Below are 20,607 nucleotides of genomic sequence, written 5' to 3' on the forward strand. Positions count from 1 at the left end.
GGTGAGCGAGATTCACATGAAATACGCTACCCCTGTAGGAGCTGGCTTGCCTGCGATGGGCCGCGCAGCGGCCCCATTGGCCCTATTAGTTGGAATGCTGTATGGCCTGGATTCCGATGGACGGTGCTTTTTGAGAATCACCCCCAAAAACGAATCGGGGCCGGATCTATCAAGCAAATGGTCGCACTGTTGATCGTAGCCGCTGCGCTCGCCGGTTCAGGGGCTCCTAGCAAACGATACCGTCAATGATTGCTGTGTTGGCTAAGCCGAGTCTCGAAGTATTGCGCCGTCTCTTTGTCGGTGCAGTACAGATAGCAACCCTTCATCCCGCGTGTCATCAGGGTTCGGTACGTATTTTTGATGATCAGGTCTGTTTGACTTTTCGCGTGGGTAGGTTGCTCTTTCATCATCTTTTTCCAGCCGCGAATCGATTTATCGTGCTTGTCGCGCTCATCCGGGGATGTCATTACCTTACCGTCACGCACGACTAAGTCTGGCCCGATGATCACCCCGATGTAGTCGACTTCCAAACCTTGGCAGGTATGAATGCAGCCAACCTGCTCGATAGAGTTCTCAGCGATGATCCATAGGCTGCCATCCTGATCCAGGTTCCATTGGCGTTTGTAGTCGCCAATTACGATATCAGCAGCGGCGGGGTCTTTCTTGCTCAACCAAGGCCAGCAATAGCCCGCGACCACACGAGCTTTGTTTCCGTGGTTTTTCTCGTTGATCGCTTCATGCATCGCCTGAGGTGAGTCGAATACCTTAAATTCGTACTCCTCAGTCTCAAGCGTCGGATTTGCCGTCGAGCGAATGCCTAGCGTGTCATCCAGCCATGCCAGGTAACCGTCAGAACCACTGCAGCGAAACTGCGAAGACAGCACGTGCTCTTCAACCACAGCACCCTTGGCTTTTGCAAAGGCGCGTATCGCTTGCTTGCTGCCGATATCGCTCAAGGTTACACGCTGGTCCTCATCAATAAAGAAAATGGAGCATTTTGCTGAGTCAATCAGCTCCTTGATCTGGTTTTCCCCAAGGTTTCCATAAAGCCCGCTTTTCTCATTCAGCCGGTGAGCTTCGTCCACGATAAGCGCATCGAATGTGTTGGGCTCAGTGTCGATGAATGCCCCAGAGCCTGAAAAGAAATTCGAGAAATGGCTGCGCTTGATGGTGCCAACCAGTTTGCTTTCGTAGACCTTGCGTGGGGCAGCATTCTTGGAGACGTATTTGCTCATTAGCTTCAATTCGGTGAGCTTCACCAGCAGATTGATAGCCAGAACAGTTTTTCCGGTGCCCGGTCCACCTTCGATGATCATCACCTTGGGTGCTTGGTCCGAGGCCTCGCTTGCCGCCGCCAGAGCCGACTCAAAAATTGCTTTCTGATCGTCAATCAATACGAACTCGGGTTTGCCTTTCATCAACCCCCCGACGGCTTCGGCTAGCGCCTTGGACGGGCGAATTTTTCCTTCGGACAGCTCGTAAAGAACCTCTTTGTTGTCGCCATGACTTATATGCTTTTTCAGAAAGGTTCTGAGTTTACTGAGCTCTTCCGGGCCTTTCAGAAACAGCGGAGCCTTGCTGATGTGGGGCTCGTAGTGAGCTGAATCTATGACGCCGTCACTGACGTAGTTATGGAGGTAGGCGCACGGACGGATCTCAATGCTTTTGTCATACACCGCCTCGTTGAAGCCTTCCAACAGCGCTGCATATGACCATACCTGATAGGACGGGTGAATGGTCTCAATGAGGCCGCCACCCAATGCCGTTTTGACGATGGCATCCTTGGTTGTTGCGTTGGCCTTACTCCATTGCTTCAGCTCGATCAGTACGGCCTTTTTTGCCTGGTTTTCGTCGCGACCGGTGAGTAGAAAATCGATTCGCTTCGACGACTGCGGAATGTGCAATTCAATGGCCAGGCCTGCATCGCTCGGGAGGCCCTCATCTCTAAGGACCTTGGCCATGTACGTCAGGGACCCTTGCCACGACCTGATTTCCGAGGAGCCAACGTTCTTGCCGGTAGCTTCCTTGTAATGCCTGAGGATCACCTCCTCGATGTCATCGTTATCGTTGTCTTTAAGAAATTGCTGTTTGGTCGCAGCGTAAACGATCACGGGTTGTCCTTAGGTGGGTGTTGGTCAGAGTCGGTCGTACTTTTTGCTGTTGCTTCTGGCTTTATCTACGGGGTACTTCTGGCCATTTGAGGCGAGTTTCTGTGTCACCGCCTCGTTGAGGTCAATGCCGAGTACGCTGCTCAGGCGAACCAGGTACATCAGTACGTCCGCCAGTTCGTCCTTAACGGCTTGGCCGGTTTCGGGATCTGTTGCGGCTGACAGCGAATCGGCATCGCTCATCCATTGGAAAATCTCGCACAGCTCGCCTACCTCGCCAGTGAGCGCCAGGATGAGATTTTTTGGGGAGTGGAACTGCTGCCAGTCGCGATCTTCTGCGAACCGTTGAAGGGATGCGGCTAGCTCAACTACGTCAACCATGGGCGCGGATGAGCTGTCTGAGTCACTCACGGGGGCTATCTCTTGGGTATCGTTGGGGAAATGTGTAGGAAATCCGGCCTTAGATTGTAAGAGTTTTTGATGCTTTCGCAGGTTTTTTGTGTTTTTTCTCGCCTGTTGGCTGTCAGCCGATCGCTAGCCATTGTTCGCTATCCGCATCGGGCGAGGCGGCCATTCGTGCTCGTAATACAGGTGGACGAGCCAATCAAGCTGACCGGCAGGAAACGCCCCGAACCTTGGTTGGTAGAGGGATACTATCGACCCTCCGCAGCCCTTGGCGAAGGGCCGCTAACGGCTATTAGCTGCCATTGGCAAGATTCTTTAGCTCTTGGTGATGTGGAAAATCCTGCAAAGCCGCCCGACTCTTGTCGGACGTGAGCCCAATCAGAGTAGTGTTGAAGGCTTGTTATGCCGATGGAAATGTCTGTGCAGTGAAAGTGCGCTGCGCTGAGCATGTCGCACGGTTTTGTCCTTGCTACTAAGCCCGCAGGACACGCAAAATGCGGCCACAACGACTGAGTCCGACTTTTTGCCTGCAAACGTAGGCGGTTGCTCAGTGCTATAGACTGAGCCCTTCCCGAGGCAAAACAGATGATTTACTCACCGCACTCGCTCCTGAAACTGGTCCGGGATGGAAAACTAATCAAGCACCTTGCCCACCGTGAGTTGACCACCCCGGAAGGCGTTGGATTTGACCTCAGACTCGCAGGCCTCTCTCGCCTGACAGTAGGGGGGGGAAGCTTGCGAGAATCTACGCGACGCACCCCTGCCAGCGAGGTCGTGATCGCAGATCCAGATGACTGCTTCGTCATGGAACCGGGCAAGACTTATCTGGCGAGCACCATGGAAGAATTCGATCTGCCGGAAGATCTGGCGGCGCTTTTTTTTCCGAGAAGCACGCTGTTCAGAAGCGGGATAACGTTCAGTTCTAGTGTGCTGCCTCCAGGTTATGTAGGGCCGATGACGTTCGCGCTCACCAACCATCACAGCGAGGCGTTTGAAATTCAGATTGGTGCACGCTTTGCGCACGTCATCTTTCAGGCGGTATCCGGGGATATCGGCCGGTATAAAGGACAGTGGCAGGGTGGCCGCGTCTCCCAGCCCAAGGACGAAGGACAAATCTGATGAGTGTGTTACAGATCAAAGGACGTACAACGAAATCCCACACGGATTTTGACGCGGCATCGTACTCCAGCAACAGCCTTATACTCACTGATGCAGGGGACGAGAGAATTGAAGAGTTTTCCCTCGAATTGTCCGTGGGTGAAGGGTGGAGCGATAACTATTCTGGCAACGACAAAAACCTGTGGCGCATCGTCGATGGTATGACGATCAGGGGTCACGATTCTGTTGTGGTGGAGGCCGCTGAAGAAATCAAGGTGCCGCACAATCGGTACGGCATCGTCCTGCCTACGGGGAGTCTTTTTCTTTCACGCGGCGTGCTGGTTGCTTCGGCGAAGGTCGAACCTGCATTTGATGGCAAGCTCAAGCTCAGGATATTCAACACCACCAACAAGAATGTCTACCTTACCAAAGGCGAGAAGCTTGGCTCTGTGATTTTTTTCTCCACAGAATCGACGCACACCCAAAACCCCATCAAGCGTGGCAGTGAAATATCGACGCTTCCCATCACGCGGCGCGCGCGATTGAAGAAGTGGTTTTCGCTCAATCCCACCATATGGGTCGGGTGGACGCTCAATTTAATCGGAAGTTCCTTAGTATCTTCTCTTATAATGTACGCCGTCTATTACAAGGTGGTGCTGGAACACCTGTCGCAGCCTCCTCAGTCACAACAAAACGCTCAGCCATCGCCGAACGAAGTTAAGCCAAAATGATTGTCATTGACAAAAATCTAGAACACCTTGTTGCACAATGCTCTATATGTGAAAAAACCTTATTTGACGAGTTTTCTCTCAAGATACAATTGGGTCACACGTATTACGAGCCAAAATCTTTGCCCGCCACTGCAAGCATTGTATATGGGTCGCATCCAGCTCCATCGACGTTTTTTTCGGAACCAAAAGAAATTCAGCAAAATTTGGTGCTGAAGCCCGGTGAGCAAGTCATCACCTGCAGCAAGCATCGATACAAAATACCGTTAGATTATTTTGGTCTGGTGCAAACCAAAGGAACCCTTGCGCGATTGTTCGTTCAGGTAACCTGTAATGACGGTCAGGTAGAGCCGGGGTTCGACGGGTACGTAACCCTTGAAATCGTCAATATGTCGCCTTGGACGATAGAAATACCGGCCGTGAGCGATATAGCACAGCTTTATTTAATGAAATGCAGCACCAGCGCATCTGAGCCATACCACGGTCGGTATATGGACGCTGCCAAAAAAGGACCTACCCTCGCAGTGTTTCGAAAGTAGACCGCCTTACCGCTGCAGTCGACGCATAGGAGGAATATTGCTCATTGAACGCTTCCAGAATTAACCTCGTATGCGTAGGGCCAAGGTATTACGTAGCGGCAGCGCCCATATACATAACAGTCCTTTAACTGGGCGAGGGACGTATTGGATAAGCGAACACTGCTTTGCTTAATCGGCGTCAAGGCCCAGGGCGCCATAAAAATATCATTCTTGACCAAGGTACCAGATCGGTATGCCAGGTTTACCAGGGTGCAGACCACCCTTTTCAGGAGGTGTATCGCACATGAACGGTTGCACACGTACAACCTTCTGCCCCGTGGCCTCTATATATTTAGCGGTTAACTCGCAATTATCTGCAAGTGCGTACTGAGACTTCAAAATCGTCCGGCGCTCAGCTTCGACAATTTTTGGGATAGACTCATCGGTTGAGGCTCTGATTTTGTAAGTTTTGCCTGGCTCCAGAATTTCGCCATCCGTATTACTTACCAAAAACCAAGTTTTCGTATTGGTCGTGGCTTTCGATGTGATTTCGAAGGAAACTAAAGTTGCAGGCTTTGACCCGTTATTGGTCAACATAAGCTGGGCAGTTTTGTAATCACCACCTGTGATGGAGATTTGTAGCTCTGCTCGCTGGGCATCGAACAATCGCTCCACAGGTTTTGTGGCAGCGATTGATAAAAGGCTAAGGACCAAAGCAACTACTGAGGTTGGAGAGCTCACGAACCTTCGCCAGCCTTGGGACTGGCCGCACTGCCGACAACGAATCGCATGAACATGAATAATTTCTTTGCAGGCGAAACAGCACTTTTCCAGGTTTCCCACGCATTTCCTCAACGAGTCGATTTAAAGGATGCATCGTCACAAGAACTGGCAGCCAATACTGATTGCCACCCCAGGCCGTTCATGGATGTTATCGACCGAGATCTTGTTTTACAAAGCTGTTGTGCGATTCTTTAGCTTCAGCCGATCCCGCAGCGCGCCCGGTGCTTAGCCGCCCTTAGGAAGGGTAGCAATGGGTCGTCAGCAGCGATTCGCGACCGAACGCTATCGACCCATTGCACCCGGTCAGCTTAAGCAGAAACGGCCAAGAATAGCCGGTGGGCCACGGAGCAGGGCAGACTCATGGGCGATTTCGAAGCTCTGGCCTTGATGAGTAGATTTCGTTAGCTGACAATGATCATCTCGGTAGTAATAGCGTCCCGAACTCTAGCGATTTCATCGACAATGACTTGGCTCAACGAGTAAGGAGTGTGATCAAAACCAATGATCAGCCTCCGGGCCGCCGCCACGTCCAGGTCACTATCAGGCACGATACGTTGTAGCTCTGCAGCAGCGATTCGAGACAAGCCAAGTTCCAAAAATGCCCGCCCTGCGGTAGTGCTGACGCCTAGCTCAAGCGCAAGAGAAAAGTCAAAAATCTCCTGCACTCTGTGGCTCAATCGGTTTTCCACCATTACATGAGTAAGGATATCTATATACGCCTTACCCATTTGAACTAGCTGGAAGCGTATCACGTCTTCAATGGTGTCGAAAGTGTCCTTGATAACCTTGCTTGGATTCAGATCTCCGATTCTCTTGGCCTTGTAGCCTTTTACAGTAAGAGCATGCATGTTCTCAATGTCACGTTTTTTTTGAATTTCATCATTTTTTGATTTAATTTCGTATTTAAGGATGACCGGGTATGGCTTCCCTTCCATCCATCTGACGGCAATCTTAGCTACGTAGCCGCCATAATTACCACCGAAGCCTTTGATGTGTCTGAATAGTAAGTTAAAGATGTCGCGGTAATGGGCGATGGAGTGCTTTCCAAGGTCCGAGGGGTTTTTCGGAATCAATTTTTCAAGTTGTTCATTTTCTAAGGCTGACACCAAGAAAGACATCAAGCCATTAAGGGCAAACAGGTCAAGTGTCCAATTAGCGCTTAGTACGTTCGCAGGGAGGCTTAATTCATCCGAAGCCTCTTGCGAAGCACTGCAGAGCAATCGTGAATCCAGAAAGTCGAGGTCAGGGGCAACACGGTCAAGGAAACTCTGCACGTTTCCTTGTCGAGCCTTGCTTATCAGCATACCGGCAGAAGCGACTGCATTTCTATGCGCGTCGTCACGGGGCTTTCCTTGAGGTGCCTCACCACGCAGCACCTTGAGTATTTCTCGGGTGTTATGAGCGATGACATCACTAAGAGCTGACTTTATAGTGAATTTAGTGAATTTATCCATGGGCTGGTCGCTCCATGAGTCGTAATCAACCAAGAACACATTCCCTACGATATCCTTGCCCATACGACCTGCTCGGCCTGCAAAGTTCCAAAGGAGCGCAGGGTCGAGAATTTGTTTATCACCTTTACCACGAGCGGGCGTATCGATAAAGACGTTCCTCGCCGGTAAATTGATTCCTTGAAATAAGGTCGTAGTGCAAACCAAGAACCTAATATTGCCATTTCTAAACGCTGTCTCAATAGCGTCACGAAGCAATGATGGCATCTGTCCGTAATGAAAGGCAACGCCTCTTTCCACCATGGCGATCAAATGATATTCGGGGTGGATATGCTCTTTAATAAACGTAACCAAGTCATCATTCTTGCCCAGTGCATCTGGATCTGTGACTCCGAGAGTAATTGAGCCGGCTAGCTTCGCTGCTTCAGTTGGAGTCTTCGCGTATACCAACGATCCTCCACTACTACCTAGTTCGAGAGCAACTGCCGCCAGCAGGCTTTCTGGGGAAGAAAGCCCCCTCTCACATGTCATCGAGCCAACGGACGTGGCTTGATGGGAAGAAAGTAGCTTGAAGTCCAGTTGATTAAGCCCCGAGGCTTTCGTCACTACAATTCGGTTTTGAAGAACGGGCGATACAGTTGTGGTGACCTCCGCAATTTCTGGCAGCCCGATGCTTTCGAGAGCCTCTTTAAAACCTTCGGCACCGGGCGCCAGCATCACGACATGAGTACGTGAGTAGCGTCCAAAACACTGCTCAATACAGTCCTGGAGAATCATCCCTCGAGTACCGTCAGAGAGGTTTTGAGCCTCGTCGACTACTACTAGATCGATTTTTGCAGATGTAGTAGATAGGAGTACTTGAAATCGCTCTTGGGTAAGAACAAAGATCTGCCTAGGTGCAGTCTCAAAAGTAGGAATATCCGTCACCCGGATTTCGGATTCACTCGCAAGCCTAGCTTTAACTTTCATGTGCACTTCGGCGAGAAGTGCACGTGTAGGCGCGATGTAGACGAAAGTAAAGTTTCTAGATGAAACAGCTCGGCGGCAAAGGTGCTCGATCACAAGGAACGACTTACCAGCCGAAGTTGGTGCTGATATTGCGAGTGAAGCCCCACCCTCTAAAGAGTCCCAGACGCCCTTCTGATAGTCAGTAAGAGCGATTTTCTCCCCATGGACGTGAATGGTGTTGAGATACTCTACCACTCGACGCTGAATCATGCGAGGCAAGCTAGTCAGCTTGGATTTGAAATTCAGCTCGCTATATTTGAGGCCTGGAAAATTCCCAAGTTCGGTCAGAATCGCTGAGCACCGCTCCAGAATACTTGGTTCCCGGCTTATCAACATTGCGTTGAATGCGATGGCCTGAGCCATGCCCACATGCGCCTCAATATTCGACTGTGCGAACACGGATGCGCAGTAAAGTAGCTTTCCTAGCGCCTCGATATCTGGATCTATTTGCGCTCGCACTATTTTTTTAGGCAAAGTATTTGCAGCGCCAGCCGATTGAAGGTGCGCCAGGCACTTTTTGAATTCCAGGCTTCCGATCATACGTGCCGATAACTCTGAGGCAAAGCTACTCATCGCCATCTCCTGTATCCAGCACGGGCTGGGTTAGTGCGGTGTCTGAGGGGGCCGGTGCAATCCCCAGTGATTCGTAGAATTGCTCTCTCAAATCGTCGACATCAGGCACTGCCACCAAATAAATCATACATTTATTAGGATCGACGCCGTGCTGCGCCAATTGATTGCTCACATTTTTATGGTGGCGTATATGATCCTTTACATACAGCTCACTAAAGTGGAGCTCGTGTTTATCCCACGCACCATCGTCAACCGGAATCTTGTTACCAAAATGCTTGGTTTCTGAATAACAGACCACGCCAACAGATCTTTCTCTTTTTGGGGCATTTGGCTTATTAAAAACGTCGAGGTAAGCCATGATTTTTTCTTTCTCGTCCGAGCCCAAGGCATCAAGGTTGCCGAGATCCCGTACCAAGCCATACTCTTGCAGGTATTGCTTTTTATTGCCTCCAAAGCCGGCGATTGATTCCGCGTAATCAGCGGTACCACTTGCCGCACTTCCGGCCAATTTTGATTCGAGAAAGAACACATTTAGTACGCCGTCTGTGACAGAGGCATGAATACCATCTAATCCATGAACAGGCATATTGGTAGAAGTCTTCAATGACATTTTTGCTACCAGTTGGGCTGCTCCCAAGTTATGCACGGCAACGCAGTAGGCGAGAATCTCACCGACTTCACTTGCTCTGGACGGAAATTCCTTCCGAAATTCTATAAATGCGCTCCTAACCGCTCTTTGGATCTGGGTAGTAATTGATAAGTCGCCGTTTTTCCCCGCATTAAGCTGAGCGATGTAAGCATCACGACGTCGGCGGCTAAGAGCATAGTTCACCGCCTGACTGCTAAGGAAGTCGGCTAAAGAACTAGTATTAGGAATGTCCTCTTGGAACCGGACATGCAATAGCCCAAGTTTCGGAGCTGAGCCTGATAGCGGGACAGCAGCGTCCATGACGCATTTCACGAATTCGTCTAGGGGCGACTGATTCAACAGTTTCTCTATGACGTCACTGAGCGATGGCGAGACTGAAGATGAGGACACTTATCCATTCCCTGGGTGGAGCGCGAGACAGATCCGGTGGATAGGCACACGCGAGCTCTAGCTCTCTGCAATATGGCGATAATGACGCGAATGGATTCAGATTGCCATCACGCCTTCCCTGGAGAGTCCTTAAAGTGATACGTGTTGCTTCCGGCTCACCTGATGCTTCCTCGGCAGGCTCGCATTGAATCGCCCCTGGTTTCCTGGACACCTCCAAGCCTCATAATGAGGCTTAGAGGTGCCATGAGTCGTCAGCGTTACCCCGAAGAATTCAAAATCGGAGCGGTCAAGCAAGTGACCGACAAAGGCAGGCCTGTAACTGATATCGCCCAGCGCCTGGGCATGTCCGTGTATAGCCTTTACGCGTGGACAAGGTCTACAGCATGCCCCTAGAGCAGCGTCAGCAAGACGATGATCAGCAGGCCGAACTGCGCAAGCTGCGCGCTGAACTCAAGCGGGTGACGGAAGAGCGAGATATCTTAAAGAAGGCCGCCGCGTACTTTGCCAAGGAGTGCGGCTGAAGTACGCCTTCATCAAGATGCACTCGACAGATTACCCAGTGCGTCGCCTTTGCCAAACCCTCAAGGTGCATCCCAGCAGCTACTACACATGGTTGGCCGAGCCTCAATCTGCCCGAGCCAAGGAAGATCAGCGCCTGCTTGGCTTGATCAAGCATGCCTGGTTAGAAAGCGGAGGTGTGTATGGCTATCGCATGATGCACGATGACCTGCGTGAACTGGGAGAGACCTGCGGGAGAAATCGAGTCGGTCGCTTGATGCAGGCAGAGGTGCTGCGTTCGCAAACGGGATATCGCCGTCGTCCTGGGTTTTTTTGGCAGAAAGCCAACAGTGGCATCTCAACCACCTTGCCCGGCAGTACAAGGTCATTGAGGAGGAAACCGCCACGACAACGCCGTAGCCGAAAGCTTTTCCAGCTTTTCCAGCTTTTGAAACGGGAGCGAATCCGACGAAAGATCTACGGAACGCGTGACAAAGCCCGATGTAATATTTTCGATTACATCGAGATGTTATATAACCCTCAACGTCGACACAGCAGTGCTATGCAGCTATCTCCAGTAGAGTATGAGAAACGCTATTTTCTGAGCCTGGAGAGTGTCTAGGAAACCAGGGACGATTCAATGTGAATAAATTTCAGGCTCCATAGCCTGAACCTCCTTGGCATGGCGGCTGAGCAGGTATGATATTTATTTTAGCGCGAGAGCCAGTCTACTGTAATTGTTCGCTTGGGATGTCCGTCATTAGTAGTGCGGTTGTAGGTATGGCAGCCGCCGACCTGAGCAAGACCGACAGCTTGGAGGTGAAAATGTGAGCGCTGCTGGCTGAGCGGCGGCAGCGGATAGATTACGAGAAACAGAGGCAAGCAGCGTTGGAGGCGTGCCGCTGACTACTTTCCGCAACATAGAACATTAAACGAGACGTCAGCAATTAAAAGAAATTGCTGATCCAGATTGGAGCGGTGCAGACAAACTTGCGCCGCTTGTTTGGTTAGATATCATCTTCGGGCTGTTCCTGATAAATTTCAGCGCTGGATTTTGCTGGGAGCGGGCGGTGAAGTTTATCCGTTAAGTAGTACATCCCGAGTAAGCTAGTAATTAGAATGTTAAAGGTGCAGAACATGTAGACAGCTAGAATCGACCAGCGCAAAGCCAAGATAACATTCTGCGATAAATGTCCAAGCAGAGCAGGAGCAGACAAAGTTATGATCGTGCCGGCTATGTAGAGGACTATCGATCCAAACGCTAGGTATCCAAACAGGAAGCATAAGAAGCGACGGCGAGATAATCTTTCTGGCTCGCCGCGTTCAAGCGTTGGTGGATCACCGAGCATCTCATCGTCCATACCTTCGCGGTTGAATGTCGCAATGGCAGCAAGAGCGGTTATGAAGAATCCACTCAACAGCTGTAGATAGCTGGCGATAGAGGCGATTAGGCCTGGCGTTCCATATACTGAAAATTTGTCGCCAGCCAACACCACTGCTGTCAATGTGAGCAGCGTCATCAGGAGGGGGAGGCCACACTCCTCGAATAGCTTGCCTTGGCGTCGCACCCACAGATATGAGAGCGGTACAAAGATTCGCTTAAATGTGTGACTCATCTTCAAACCTCATAGAAGTTTTTTGATTTCATTCAAAAGAGTAGCATCAATTGAGCTGGTGCACTGACTCAGGTTGTGCCCCACATGTACTTGCTCTACTTTCCCAAAACACAGATCGCCTGCGTCCTCGCGAAGACAGGAAAAGTTTACTGTTTTCTGCTTGCCATTAGCTCTTTTGAAAACAACTTTCACATCATCGAAACGATGAATTTTACCATAGTTTTTTACCTTGTTGATAAAGCTTACAGCCTGTTCTCCGTGAGGTTTGTCTTTGGTTTTTACCTTTACCGTGTTTACGATCTTTCCAGTCTCTGTTAGTTCGTCAAGAGCTTTGATTGGGATTTCCCTTGTCAGCTCTATATGGTTAAGGGTTCCGGATTCAAGATCGTCTCTCAGGCTTTTGCTTGCAAATGCCTCGAGCGATGCAGTGGGGTGTGTCTTTATAACTTTGTTGGTTCCAGCTTCTTTGTATGTGCCTGAAATAAGTTTTTTGAGGAAGTGTTTCAAGAATCTGTCGATTTTCGTTTTACCGATTCCAGGCACGTCCTCTAGCAAAAACTTGAACTCGCTACCACCTGGTTTTGTAGGTTCGAGCGATAGCAATGAATGGGCCGAAATCGCTATGCCTTCCCCATTTAGCTTGGTTTCCTGACGGAGCTTTCCTGAGGACAAGTCGCTGAAAACCGGATCTGCGACGTTTTTGTCTGCGTACTGGAACAAAATGGATGCGAGCTTTTTCTCAATGTTTACCCGCATGTCGGCCACACGGATGCACGCGGTATCCCCGTCAAGCATAAGGAAGAGCTCACCCTTTTGGAATTTTCGCCTCAACGCCAAAACGCATTGCTCGATGTCCGGCTTAGGCCCGGTAAGCGGGACCGGAGCCAGTGACAAACCATAGAAAATGACGTACCGGCTGTTCAGTTCAAGCATTGCGCAACCTACCACTCCATTTGCGTATCATTCGGCGCTGCTGGGTAGGCTTTCCGTGAACGTATTGGCTCTTCCATGCATCGCCCCTCTTAGGGCTCGAAGCTGTCATTAAGCTGGCATAACCAGCCAAAACAGCCCTTTCAGGCACAAAAAAGGCACCAACGCGATGCGTTAAGTGCCTGATTTGTAAGGATTATTTGGTGGAGCCGGGGGGATTTGAACCCCCGTCCGCCAGTACTCCGCTGTCGGTACTACATGCTTAGCCGTGTCTACTGATTTAATCCGCAGCCGCCCGACGGGCAGGGTGCTTTGGATGAGTTGGGTAAGTTTTAGTCGCTTTGCCCCCAACGTGCTACACGACGATCCTGTTCTGTATGACAATCATTTCGGGTTTACAGGCATCCCCTGATGATTGCTGGAGCCGAAGCTACCAGGAGAGCGGGCTCAGCTGCTTACGCAGCGAGAGCGTAACCCTCGTAGTTTTCGTCATTGGCAACTATAGAAAGTTGCAACAGTGGATTTACGAGTTCTGTTACCAACTCGGCATGCACCTAGAGTTTCGCTACCGGCGTCGAATCCTAATCGGCCCCACACTAGCTCTAGCTAACGCACCTTACGGCACGTGAGGCGAGTATACGCCATTGCGCGGGCGACGTCGACAACTGGTCCGGTCGCCCGCACCAGGGGTCACGAACCGCTGCCGCCGCTGCCTTTTTCGGTTTTTTCCAGGCGCTCCAGCACTTTGCTGGTGATGGCGATGCATTCTTTGGTGTCGCCCGAGGCCTGCGCGGCCTTGGCTTTGTCAACGTGCTCGGTCAGGGCTTTGTCCAGGCCTTCGGAGGTGGCGCCGGCGGTGACCATGCTGTCATCGATCTTTTGCAGGTTGGTGGTGCAGAGGTCGTCGGCGGCAAACACCGGCGATGCCAACAAGGTGGCGGCCGCGAACAGGGCCGATAGCGCGGTACCTTTCATGGGTGTCTCCTTCTAAGGCCTCTGGAAGGTGGGCCTGTTAAGTGGACTGCGCAGATTTGGCGTGGGTTCAATCGGGATGCTGGCAGGGCGATATGATGCGGCTGTAGGGGGATTCTGAACTTGAAACTAAATGCTTCGTGGTGGATGGGTTTGGGAATTATCCTACTGGCGCTGCAGCGGTTTCTCTGTTGTCGATGATGGGCGTTGGGGCTAGTTTCCCTGGGTCGCTGAGGTTTGGCGACCGGGTGTGAGAGCCCGGCGATTACATCGTGCCTTTGTTATGGCAGCCGTTCGTGGGCAGGCTTCGGCCTGGCCGGAATCCCGATGTTCGCCGGTCTCTCACCCCGCGTTCGGCTGCCGCCTTCTGTCTGTGAGAGGAAAGAGGGTGACGGCTCCGTTTATGAGCTCGGAGAAATCACCATGAAGAAACTCGTTCCAGATCCACCCAGCCAAACGTCGCCACGTCCGTTCTATACCATCGACAACAAGGTCCCTTCACCGGAGGCGTTGCTGTACGCCATTCAGCTGATGCGCGGGATTGAAGACACGTTGGACGAATACATTTGTGGGAATGCCGGTGAGCCGGGTATCGGCATGCTGGTCAATTCGGTGCATAACGTGCAGATGAGTAGGGCGTTGGCTGAGCTGGTGTTGGCGCGCGAGCCATGATGTTAGTTAGTTGGGGCCAGTGGGGTCGCTGTGCGACCCATCGCAGGCAAGCCAGCTCCTACAGGGGGGCGTGCAGCTTTCGAGGGCAGTGTTAGCCCTGAGGTAGGAGTAGATGAGCAGGGCATTTTTGGCGCCTGTGCGATCGAGCGCCGCCCGCGCGGCGCATCGCGAGCAACGCTCGCTCCTACGTCTGTTTCGGGCCAGTCACGCCTGTGGAAGCTGCGCGCGAGCGCCTTGTTTGTTCGACGCGATATCGCGCCATGCGCCAAAGGCGGTCGCGCGCGTATGCCCCAGGAATAATTGACCCGAAACAAACGTAGGAGCGAGCGTTGCTCGCGATGCGCCGCGCGGGCGGCGCTCGATCTCACAGGCGCTGAAAACGCCTTGGCGAACACACCACACACCCCCCCTAGCCGATGCTAGGCCTCAGATAACACGCGGGCGGGTGACGCGGTCTACCAGGTACACCAGGCCGTGGTAGTCGATGCCGCTGTGGCTCGACAACCCGATTTCGCAGGTGCGGCTGGTGGAAATGCCTTCGCTGCAATACTGCACCGCATCCTTCAGGCTGCGCAGCGCGTGGGCATTGAGCTCCGGCGTGGTGAAGCCTTTATCACCGGCAAACCCGCAGCAGTGAATACCTTCCGGGATCACCACCTGGTTGCTGCAACGCCGCGCCAGGTCGATCAGCGCTTGGCTTTCGCCCAGGTGCTGGGTGCTGCAGGTCACGTGCACGGCCACCGGCTCGTCCTGGGGGGTGAACTCCAGTTTGTCTAGCAGGTGGGTGCGGATGAAGCGCACGGGGTCGTACAAGTCCAGGCGAGTGTCGCCCAAGTCTTGCACGAGGCGCAGGGTGCACGGGCTGGTGTCGCAGTAGATCGGGTCGAGGCCGCCGCGGCTGGCGTGCAGCAGGGCGTTGATCAGTTCCTGGCGCTTGTGCTCGGCCTGCTCTGGGTAACCTTTGGAGGCGAACGGTTGGCCGCAGCAGAGGCTGTCGGCGTTGTCGGGGAACACGACTTGGTAACCGGCTTTTTCCAGCAGGGCGCGGGTCTTGTCCAGCAGCGAGCTTTGTTCGCGGTCGGCATAGGCGGGGCCCATCACGCGCGAGACGCAGGCGGCCAGGTACACGACGCGGGGGCGGGCATCGTTGCTCGCTGGGCCGAAGTGGATGGCGCGCAGCGGCTGGGGCATGGCGGGCGTCCATTGGGGCAGCCGGCCGTTGCTGGCGTTGCTTAGCGATGCGGTCAGGCGGCTTAGGCGTGGGGCGCCGAGCAGCTTGCGGGCGGTGTTGGCGGCGGTGAGGGTGAGGCGGGCGCCACTCAGGGCCGTGTGGAAATGGTCGGCCAGCCAGTTGGCGGTTTTTTCGTGCTCGGCGGCCTGGCTGCGCAACTTCTTCACCAGCTCGCCGGTGTTGATGCCGACCGGGCAGCGCTGGGCGCACAGGCCGGTGGCTGCGCAGGTGTCGAGGCCTTGGTATTGGTAAGTCTTGAGCAGTTCGCGGGTATCGAGGCCGGCGCGTTTCTTGGCCTGGATATCACGCCACATGACGATGCGCTGGCGTGGGCTGAGGGTCAGGCCTTTGGAGGGGCACACGGGTTCGCAGAAGCCGCACTCGATGCACTTGTCGACGATTTCGTCGGCAGCCGGCAGCGGCTTGAGGTTTTTCAGGTGGATGTCTGGATCGGTGCTCAACACTACGTCGGGGTTGAGGATGCCGTTGGGGTCGAGCAGGCGTTTGAGTGCCCACATCAACTGGTAGGCGTCATGGCCCCACTCCAGTTCCACGAACGGCGCCATGTTACGCCCGGTGCCGTGCTCGGCCTTCAGCGAGCCACCGAACTCCACGGCCACCAGCTGTGCCACGTCGTCCATGAAGGCTTGGTAACGCGCGACTTCTTCGGCGCTGTTGAAGCCCTGGGTGAAGACGAAGTGCAGGTTGCCCTCCAGGGCATGGCCGAAAATGATCGCCTCGTCGTAGTGGTGCTTGTCGAACAGCTGGATCAGGCGGTTGACGCCCTCGGCCAGTTGCTCGACGGGGAAGGTGACGTCTTCGATGATCACTGTGGTGCCGGTCTGGCGCACGGCACCGACGGCGGGGAAGGTGTCTTTGCGGATTTTCCACAGCTGGTTGTACACCGCTGGGTCTTCGCTGAACTCGACCTTCTGCTCCAGGGGGTAGTCGGCAATCGACGCCATCACGTGGTGCAGTTGTTCGTGCAGCAGCGTCTGGCTGGCGGCGCGGGATTCGATCAGCAGCGCGCAGGCATTGTCTGACAGGCCTTTTACCCACAGGGGCATGCCGGGCATGTTTTGCACCGAGCGCAGGCTGCGGCGGTCGAGCAGTTCGACGGCGGAAACGGGCTGGCGCTTGAGCACGGGTACCGCGCGGCAGCAGCTCTCGACGCTGGGGAATACCAGCAAGGCGCTGGCCTTGTGTGGGTGGTCGGGCACGGTGTCGTAGGTGACGGCGCTGATGAAGCCCAGCGTGCCTTCCGATCCAACCAGCAAGTGCTGCAGGATATCGAGTGGCTGGTCGTAGTCCACCAGCGCATTGAGCGAAAGGCCGGTGGTGTTCTTCAGCCGGTACTTGTGGCGGATGCGGTCTGCCAGCTCGGTGTTGGCGCGGGTTTCGCGGCCCAGGCGGGCCAGGGCTTCCAGCAGGTCGGCATGGCTGTGCTCGAAGGCCGCGACGCTGGCCGGGTCTTCGCTGTCCAGGCGGGTGCCGTCGGCCAGTACCAAGCGCAGGCCTGCGAGGGTGTGGTAGGTGTTTTGCGCAGTGCCGCAGCACATGCCGCTGGCGTTGTTGGCGACGATGCCGCCGATTTTGCAGGCGTTGATCGAGGCGGGGTCTGGGCCGATCTTACGGCCATAGGGGGCCAGCCAGGCGTTGGCCTGGGCGCCGATGACGCCGGGCTGCAGGCGGATCTGCTCACCCTGGCCGCGGATCTCGCGGCCGTTCCAATTGTCGCCGAGCACAATCAGTACCGAGTCGCTGATGGCCTGCCCAGACAGGCTGGTGCCGGCGGCGCGGAAGGTCACCGGCACGCGCTCGCGCTGGGCCAGCTGCAGCAGGCCGACCACTTCGTCTTCAGACTCGACGCGTACCACCAGCTTGGGGATCAGCCGATAGAAGCTGGCATCGGTGCCAAAGGCCAGGGTGGAGGTCGGGTCATCGAAACGGCGTTCGGCAGGTATCAGGCGCTCGACATCACGCAGGAACGCAGCGGGCAGGCTCATGCAATCTCCTCGCGGGGCCACGGCGTCTGGTGCGCCGCGTGCCCCGGTCAATCAGGCGGTGTTTCGTGGGGGCGCGTTCAGGCGCCCAGTTCGCGGACCAGCGAGTCGCGGGTGATTTCGCTGATCGACTTGGCACCGGTCAGCACCATGGCCACGCGCATTTCTTTCTCGAACAGTTCGAGCAGGTTCTTCACCCCGGCTTCGCCATGCACGGCGAGGGCCCAGAGGAAGGCGCGGCCGATCAGCACGGTGTCGGCGCCCATGGCGATCATGCGCACCACGTCGAGGCCGCTGCGGATGCCGGAGTCGGCGAGGATCTTCAGGTCGCCTTTCACCGCGTCGGCAATCGCCGGCAGGGCGCGGGCGCTGGACAACACGCCGTCGAGCTGGCGGCCGCCGTGGTTGGACACGACGATGCCGTCGGCACCGAACTTGACCGCGTCGCGGGCATCGTCGGCATCCAGGATGCCCTTGATGATCATCGGGCCTTCCCAGAAGTCGCGGATCCACTCCAGGTCTTTCCAGGAGATCGACGGGTCGAAGTTGTTGCCCAGCCAGCCGATGTAGTCGGCCAGGCCCGTGGGGTTGCCACGGTATTTGGAGATGTTGCCGAGGTCGTGCGGGCGGCCCATCACGCCGACGTCCCACGCCCATTCAGGGTGGGTCATGGCTTGCAGCACACGGCGCATCGGCCCGTTTTTACCGCTCATGCCGGAGTGGGCGTCGCGGTAGCGGGCGCCGGGTACGGGCATGTCGACGGTGAACACCAGGGTCTTGACCCCGGCCGCCTTGGCCCGCTCCAGCGCATTGCGCATGAAGCCGCGGTCCTTGAGCACGTACAGCTGGAACCACATCGGCCGGTTGATGGCCGGTGCGACTTCCTCGATCGGGCACACCGACACCGTCGACATGGTGAACGGAATGCCGTGGGCCGCGGCGGCGCGCGCGGCCTGGACTTCGCCACGGCGGGCGTACATGCCGGTCAGGCCGACCGGGGCCAGGGCCACGGGCATGCTCAGGGTTTCGTCGAACAGCTGGGTTTCCAGGCTGAGCTCGGACATGTTCTTCAACACGCGCTGGCGCAGGGCGATGCTGGCCAGGTCCGAGACGTTGTGGCGCAACGTGTGCTCGGCGTAGGCGCCGCCGTCGGCGTAGTGGAAGAGGAAGGGGGGCAGCTTGCGTTGGGCCGCGGCGCGATAGTCGGTAGAGGCGGAAATGATCATGGATTCTCGCAGCGTTGCTTGAGGGGATTGCCGGGCGCAGCGTGGCGCCCGGCCCCTTTCACTTTAGTGATGAACCAGCATGCCGGTCAGCCAGTAAGCCTGGATCAGGGTGATCAGGCCCACGATGGTGGCGAAGAACAGGCTGTGCTTGACGGTGAAGCGGAACAGGTCGGATTCCTTGCCCACCAGGCCGGTGGCGGCGCAGGCCACGGCGATGGATTGTGGCGAGATCATCTTGCCGGTCACGCCGCCGCTGGTGTTGGCGGCCACCAGCAGGGTGTCGTTGACCCCGATCTGGTGTGCGGTGGTGGCTTGCAGCGAGCTGAACAGGGCGTTGGACGAGGTGTCCGAGCCTGTCAGGAATACGCCCAGCCAGCCGAGGAACGGCGAGAAGAACGGGAACGCGGCGCCGGTGCCGGCCAGGACCAGGGCCATGGTCGAGGACATGCCCGAGTAGTTGGTGACGAAGGCGAAGGCCAGCACCATGCCGATCGACAGGATTGGCCAGCGCAGTTCCCAGAACGTCTCTTTGAAAGTGGTCAGACCAGTTTTAAAGTTGATCTTGAGCACCGCCATGGAGATCAGCGCCGAGAGGAAGATCGCGGTGCCGGTGGCGGAGATCGGGTCGAGCTTGAACACCGCTGGCATGGCGGTCGGCGCGGCCACGATCGGCGCGGTCTTGATCACCAGTTGGTCAAGGTGCGGGATGGCGAAGTTGAACACGAAGTTGTACATCGCACCGCCTGGCGCGAATGCGGCCTTGAATGGCTTCAAGGTCCAGATGGTGACCAGCACGGTGAGGATCAGGAACGGCGACCAGGCTTTGAAGATCTCGCCGAAGCTGTAAGGGCTTGGCTGGCTGCCGCCGGACTGCACGACGGCGGCGCCGACGCTGCCCTTGGCTTGTGCGAACGAGCGCTTGGGCTGCCAGACTTTGAGGAACAGGGTCAGGCAGATCAGGCTGGCCAGGGCCGAGGTGATGTCCGGCAGCTCTGGGCCGATGAAGTTCGAGGTGAAGTACTGGGTAACGGCGAAGCTCAGGCCGGCGACCAGGGCGGCGGGCCAGGTTTCTTTCACGCCGCGCAGGCCGTCCATCATGAACACCAGCCAGAACGGCACGAACAGCGACAGCAGCGGCAGTTGGCGGCCGGTCATGGCGCCAATGTGGAAGGCGTCGATGCCGGTGACCTGGCCGGCCACGATGATCGGGATGCCCAGCGCGCCGAAGGCGACCGGCGCGGTGTTGGCGATCAGGCACAGGCCGGCGGCGTACAGCGGGTTGAAGCCCAGGCCCACCAGCAGTGCGGCAGTGATGGCCACCGGGGCGCCGAAGCCGGCCGCGCCTTCGAGGAAGGCACCGAAGCAGAAGCCGATCAGCAGCACTTGCAGGCGCTGGTCGTCGGTGATCGACAGCACCGAGCTGCGGATCACTTCGAACTGGCCGCTCTTGACCGTGAGTTTGTACAGGAACACCGCGGCAACGATGATCCAGGCAATCGGCCAGAGGCCGTAGAGGAAGCCATAACCCGCGGCGGCGAAGGCCATGTCGACAGGCATCTGGAAGGCGAAGATCGCCACCAGGATCGACAGCGCGAGGGTGATGCTGCCGGCGACGTGGCCTTTGAGGCGGAACACGGCGAGGGCGAGGAAGAAGAACACGATAGGGATGACCGCCGCCAGTGCGGACAGGCCAAGACTACCAAGCGGGCTATAGAGTTGTTGCCAGGTTTGCATATGGGGTGACCCCT

16 protein-coding genes, 1 other RNA gene and 2 pseudogenes are annotated in these 20,607 nt (G+C 55.4%); 7 read left to right on the forward strand and 12 right to left on the reverse strand.

From position 1 onward, the window contains the following. Nucleotides 1–242: 242 nt before the first annotated feature. Together AB7M33_RS12350 and AB7M33_RS12355 are read right to left on the reverse strand one after the other, a co-directional pair. Nucleotides 243–2,111 (reverse strand): DNA/RNA helicase domain-containing protein, encoded by a 1,869-nt coding sequence (locus AB7M33_RS12350; protein ID WP_454242909.1) that lies wholly within the window; start codon nucleotides 2,109–2,111, stop codon nucleotides 243–245. A gap of 24 nt (nucleotides 2,112–2,135) precedes the next feature. Next, nucleotides 2,136–2,519: a nucleotide pyrophosphohydrolase gene (locus tag AB7M33_RS12355; protein WP_454242910.1), complete on the reverse strand. Its 384-nt coding sequence runs from the start codon at nucleotides 2,517–2,519 to the stop codon at nucleotides 2,136–2,138. Nucleotides 2,520–3,098: 579 nt separating this feature from the next. On the opposite strand from AB7M33_RS12355, the gene AB7M33_RS12360 reads away from it, so the two are divergent. From AB7M33_RS12360 to AB7M33_RS12370, 3 genes are read left to right on the forward strand one after another with little or no spacing between them, the layout of a single operon-like run. After that, a complete protein-coding gene (locus tag AB7M33_RS12360) occupies nucleotides 3,099–3,632 on the forward strand; it encodes a dCTP deaminase (RefSeq protein WP_454242911.1) in 534 nt (177 codons plus the stop codon). Continuing rightward, on the forward strand, nucleotides 3,632–4,342 hold the full coding sequence (locus AB7M33_RS12365; protein WP_454242912.1) for a dCTP deaminase domain-containing protein: 711 nt from the start codon (nucleotides 3,632–3,634) through the stop codon (nucleotides 4,340–4,342). The genes AB7M33_RS12360 and AB7M33_RS12365 overlap by 1 nt, the downstream gene beginning before the upstream one ends. Continuing rightward, entirely contained in the window at nucleotides 4,339–4,878 is a 540-nt protein-coding gene (locus AB7M33_RS12370; protein ID WP_454242913.1) for a dCTP deaminase, read from the forward strand. Before AB7M33_RS12365 ends, AB7M33_RS12370 begins: the two co-directional genes overlap by 4 nt. Nucleotides 4,879–5,082: 204 nt before the next feature. On the opposite strand, the gene AB7M33_RS12375 is transcribed toward AB7M33_RS12370, so the two are convergent. Next, a complete protein-coding gene (locus AB7M33_RS12375; protein ID WP_454242914.1) occupies nucleotides 5,083–5,598 on the reverse strand; it encodes a hypothetical protein in 516 nt (171 codons plus the stop codon). A 54-nt stretch (nucleotides 5,599–5,652) separates the two neighbouring features. Between AB7M33_RS12375 and AB7M33_RS12380 the strand changes: the two genes are divergently transcribed. Beyond that, complete coding sequence (locus AB7M33_RS12380) at nucleotides 5,653–5,835, forward strand: hypothetical protein (RefSeq protein WP_454242915.1); 183 nt, start codon at nucleotides 5,653–5,655, stop codon at nucleotides 5,833–5,835. A 206-nt stretch (nucleotides 5,836–6,041) separates the two neighbouring features. On the opposite strand, the gene AB7M33_RS12385 is transcribed toward AB7M33_RS12380, so the two are convergent. Both AB7M33_RS12385 and AB7M33_RS12390 read right to left on the reverse strand, forming a co-directional pair. Further along, nucleotides 6,042–8,672 carry a DEAD/DEAH box helicase gene (locus AB7M33_RS12385; RefSeq protein WP_454242916.1) on the reverse strand — a complete coding sequence of 877 codons (2,631 nt, stop codon included), beginning with the start codon at nucleotides 8,670–8,672 and terminating at the stop codon, nucleotides 6,042–6,044. Beyond that, the gene (locus AB7M33_RS12390) at nucleotides 8,665–9,621 is read right to left on the reverse strand and encodes a HamA C-terminal domain-containing protein (protein ID WP_454242917.1); all 957 of its coding nucleotides are present in this window, start codon (nucleotides 9,619–9,621) and stop codon (nucleotides 8,665–8,667) included. The genes AB7M33_RS12385 and AB7M33_RS12390 overlap by 8 nt, the downstream gene beginning before the upstream one ends. A 333-nt stretch (nucleotides 9,622–9,954) precedes the next feature. Between AB7M33_RS12390 and AB7M33_RS12395 the strand changes: the two are divergent. Beyond that, nucleotides 9,955–10,831 (forward strand): annotated as a pseudogene (locus AB7M33_RS12395) (IS3 family transposase). A gap of 161 nt (nucleotides 10,832–10,992) precedes the next feature. Beyond that, nucleotides 10,993–11,115 (forward strand): annotated as a pseudogene (locus AB7M33_RS12400) (hypothetical protein); the annotation flags it as partial. 101 nt (nucleotides 11,116–11,216) lie between these two features. Here the strand turns inward: AB7M33_RS12400 and AB7M33_RS12405 are convergent. The 4 genes from AB7M33_RS12405 to AB7M33_RS12420 all read right to left on the reverse strand — a co-directional run bounded on the left by AB7M33_RS12405 (nucleotide 11,217) and on the right by AB7M33_RS12420 (nucleotide 13,730). After that, nucleotides 11,217–11,825: a hypothetical protein gene (locus AB7M33_RS12405; RefSeq protein ID WP_454242918.1), complete on the reverse strand. Its 609-nt coding sequence runs from the start codon at nucleotides 11,823–11,825 to the stop codon at nucleotides 11,217–11,219. Between the two features lie 9 nt (nucleotides 11,826–11,834). Beyond that, nucleotides 11,835–12,758 carry a hypothetical protein gene (locus AB7M33_RS12410; RefSeq protein WP_454242919.1) on the reverse strand — a complete coding sequence of 308 codons (924 nt, stop codon included), beginning with the start codon at nucleotides 12,756–12,758 and terminating at the stop codon, nucleotides 11,835–11,837. A 198-nt stretch (nucleotides 12,759–12,956) separates the two neighbouring features. After that, nucleotides 12,957–13,348: a transfer-messenger RNA gene (gene ssrA, locus AB7M33_RS12415) on the reverse strand. A gap of 97 nt (nucleotides 13,349–13,445) precedes the next feature. Continuing rightward, entirely contained in the window at nucleotides 13,446–13,730 is a 285-nt protein-coding gene (locus AB7M33_RS12420) for a hypothetical protein (RefSeq protein WP_099430487.1), read from the reverse strand. 420 nt (nucleotides 13,731–14,150) lie between these two features. Between AB7M33_RS12420 and AB7M33_RS12425 the strand changes: the two genes are divergently transcribed. After that, nucleotides 14,151–14,399, forward strand: a complete 249-nt coding sequence (locus AB7M33_RS12425) for a hypothetical protein (protein WP_099455354.1) — start codon at nucleotides 14,151–14,153, stop codon at nucleotides 14,397–14,399. 426 nt (nucleotides 14,400–14,825) lie between these two features. Here the strand turns inward: AB7M33_RS12425 and AB7M33_RS12430 are convergent, their stop codons facing one another. The 3 genes from AB7M33_RS12430 to AB7M33_RS12440 form a co-directional block, all read right to left on the reverse strand. After that, complete coding sequence (locus AB7M33_RS12430) at nucleotides 14,826–17,636, reverse strand: FAD-binding and (Fe-S)-binding domain-containing protein (RefSeq protein WP_454242920.1); 2,811 nt, start codon at nucleotides 17,634–17,636, stop codon at nucleotides 14,826–14,828. A gap of 77 nt (nucleotides 17,637–17,713) precedes the next feature. Then, nucleotides 17,714–18,859, reverse strand: a complete 1,146-nt coding sequence (gene lldD, locus AB7M33_RS12435; RefSeq protein ID WP_027595047.1) for an FMN-dependent L-lactate dehydrogenase LldD — start codon at nucleotides 18,857–18,859, stop codon at nucleotides 17,714–17,716. A 63-nt stretch (nucleotides 18,860–18,922) separates the two neighbouring features. Further along, entirely contained in the window at nucleotides 18,923–20,593 is a 1,671-nt protein-coding gene (locus AB7M33_RS12440) for a lactate permease LctP family transporter (protein WP_027595046.1), read from the reverse strand. Nucleotides 20,594–20,607: the final 14 nt, after the last annotated feature.

Source organism: Pseudomonas sp. Y3 TE3536 (genome assembly GCF_053629175.1).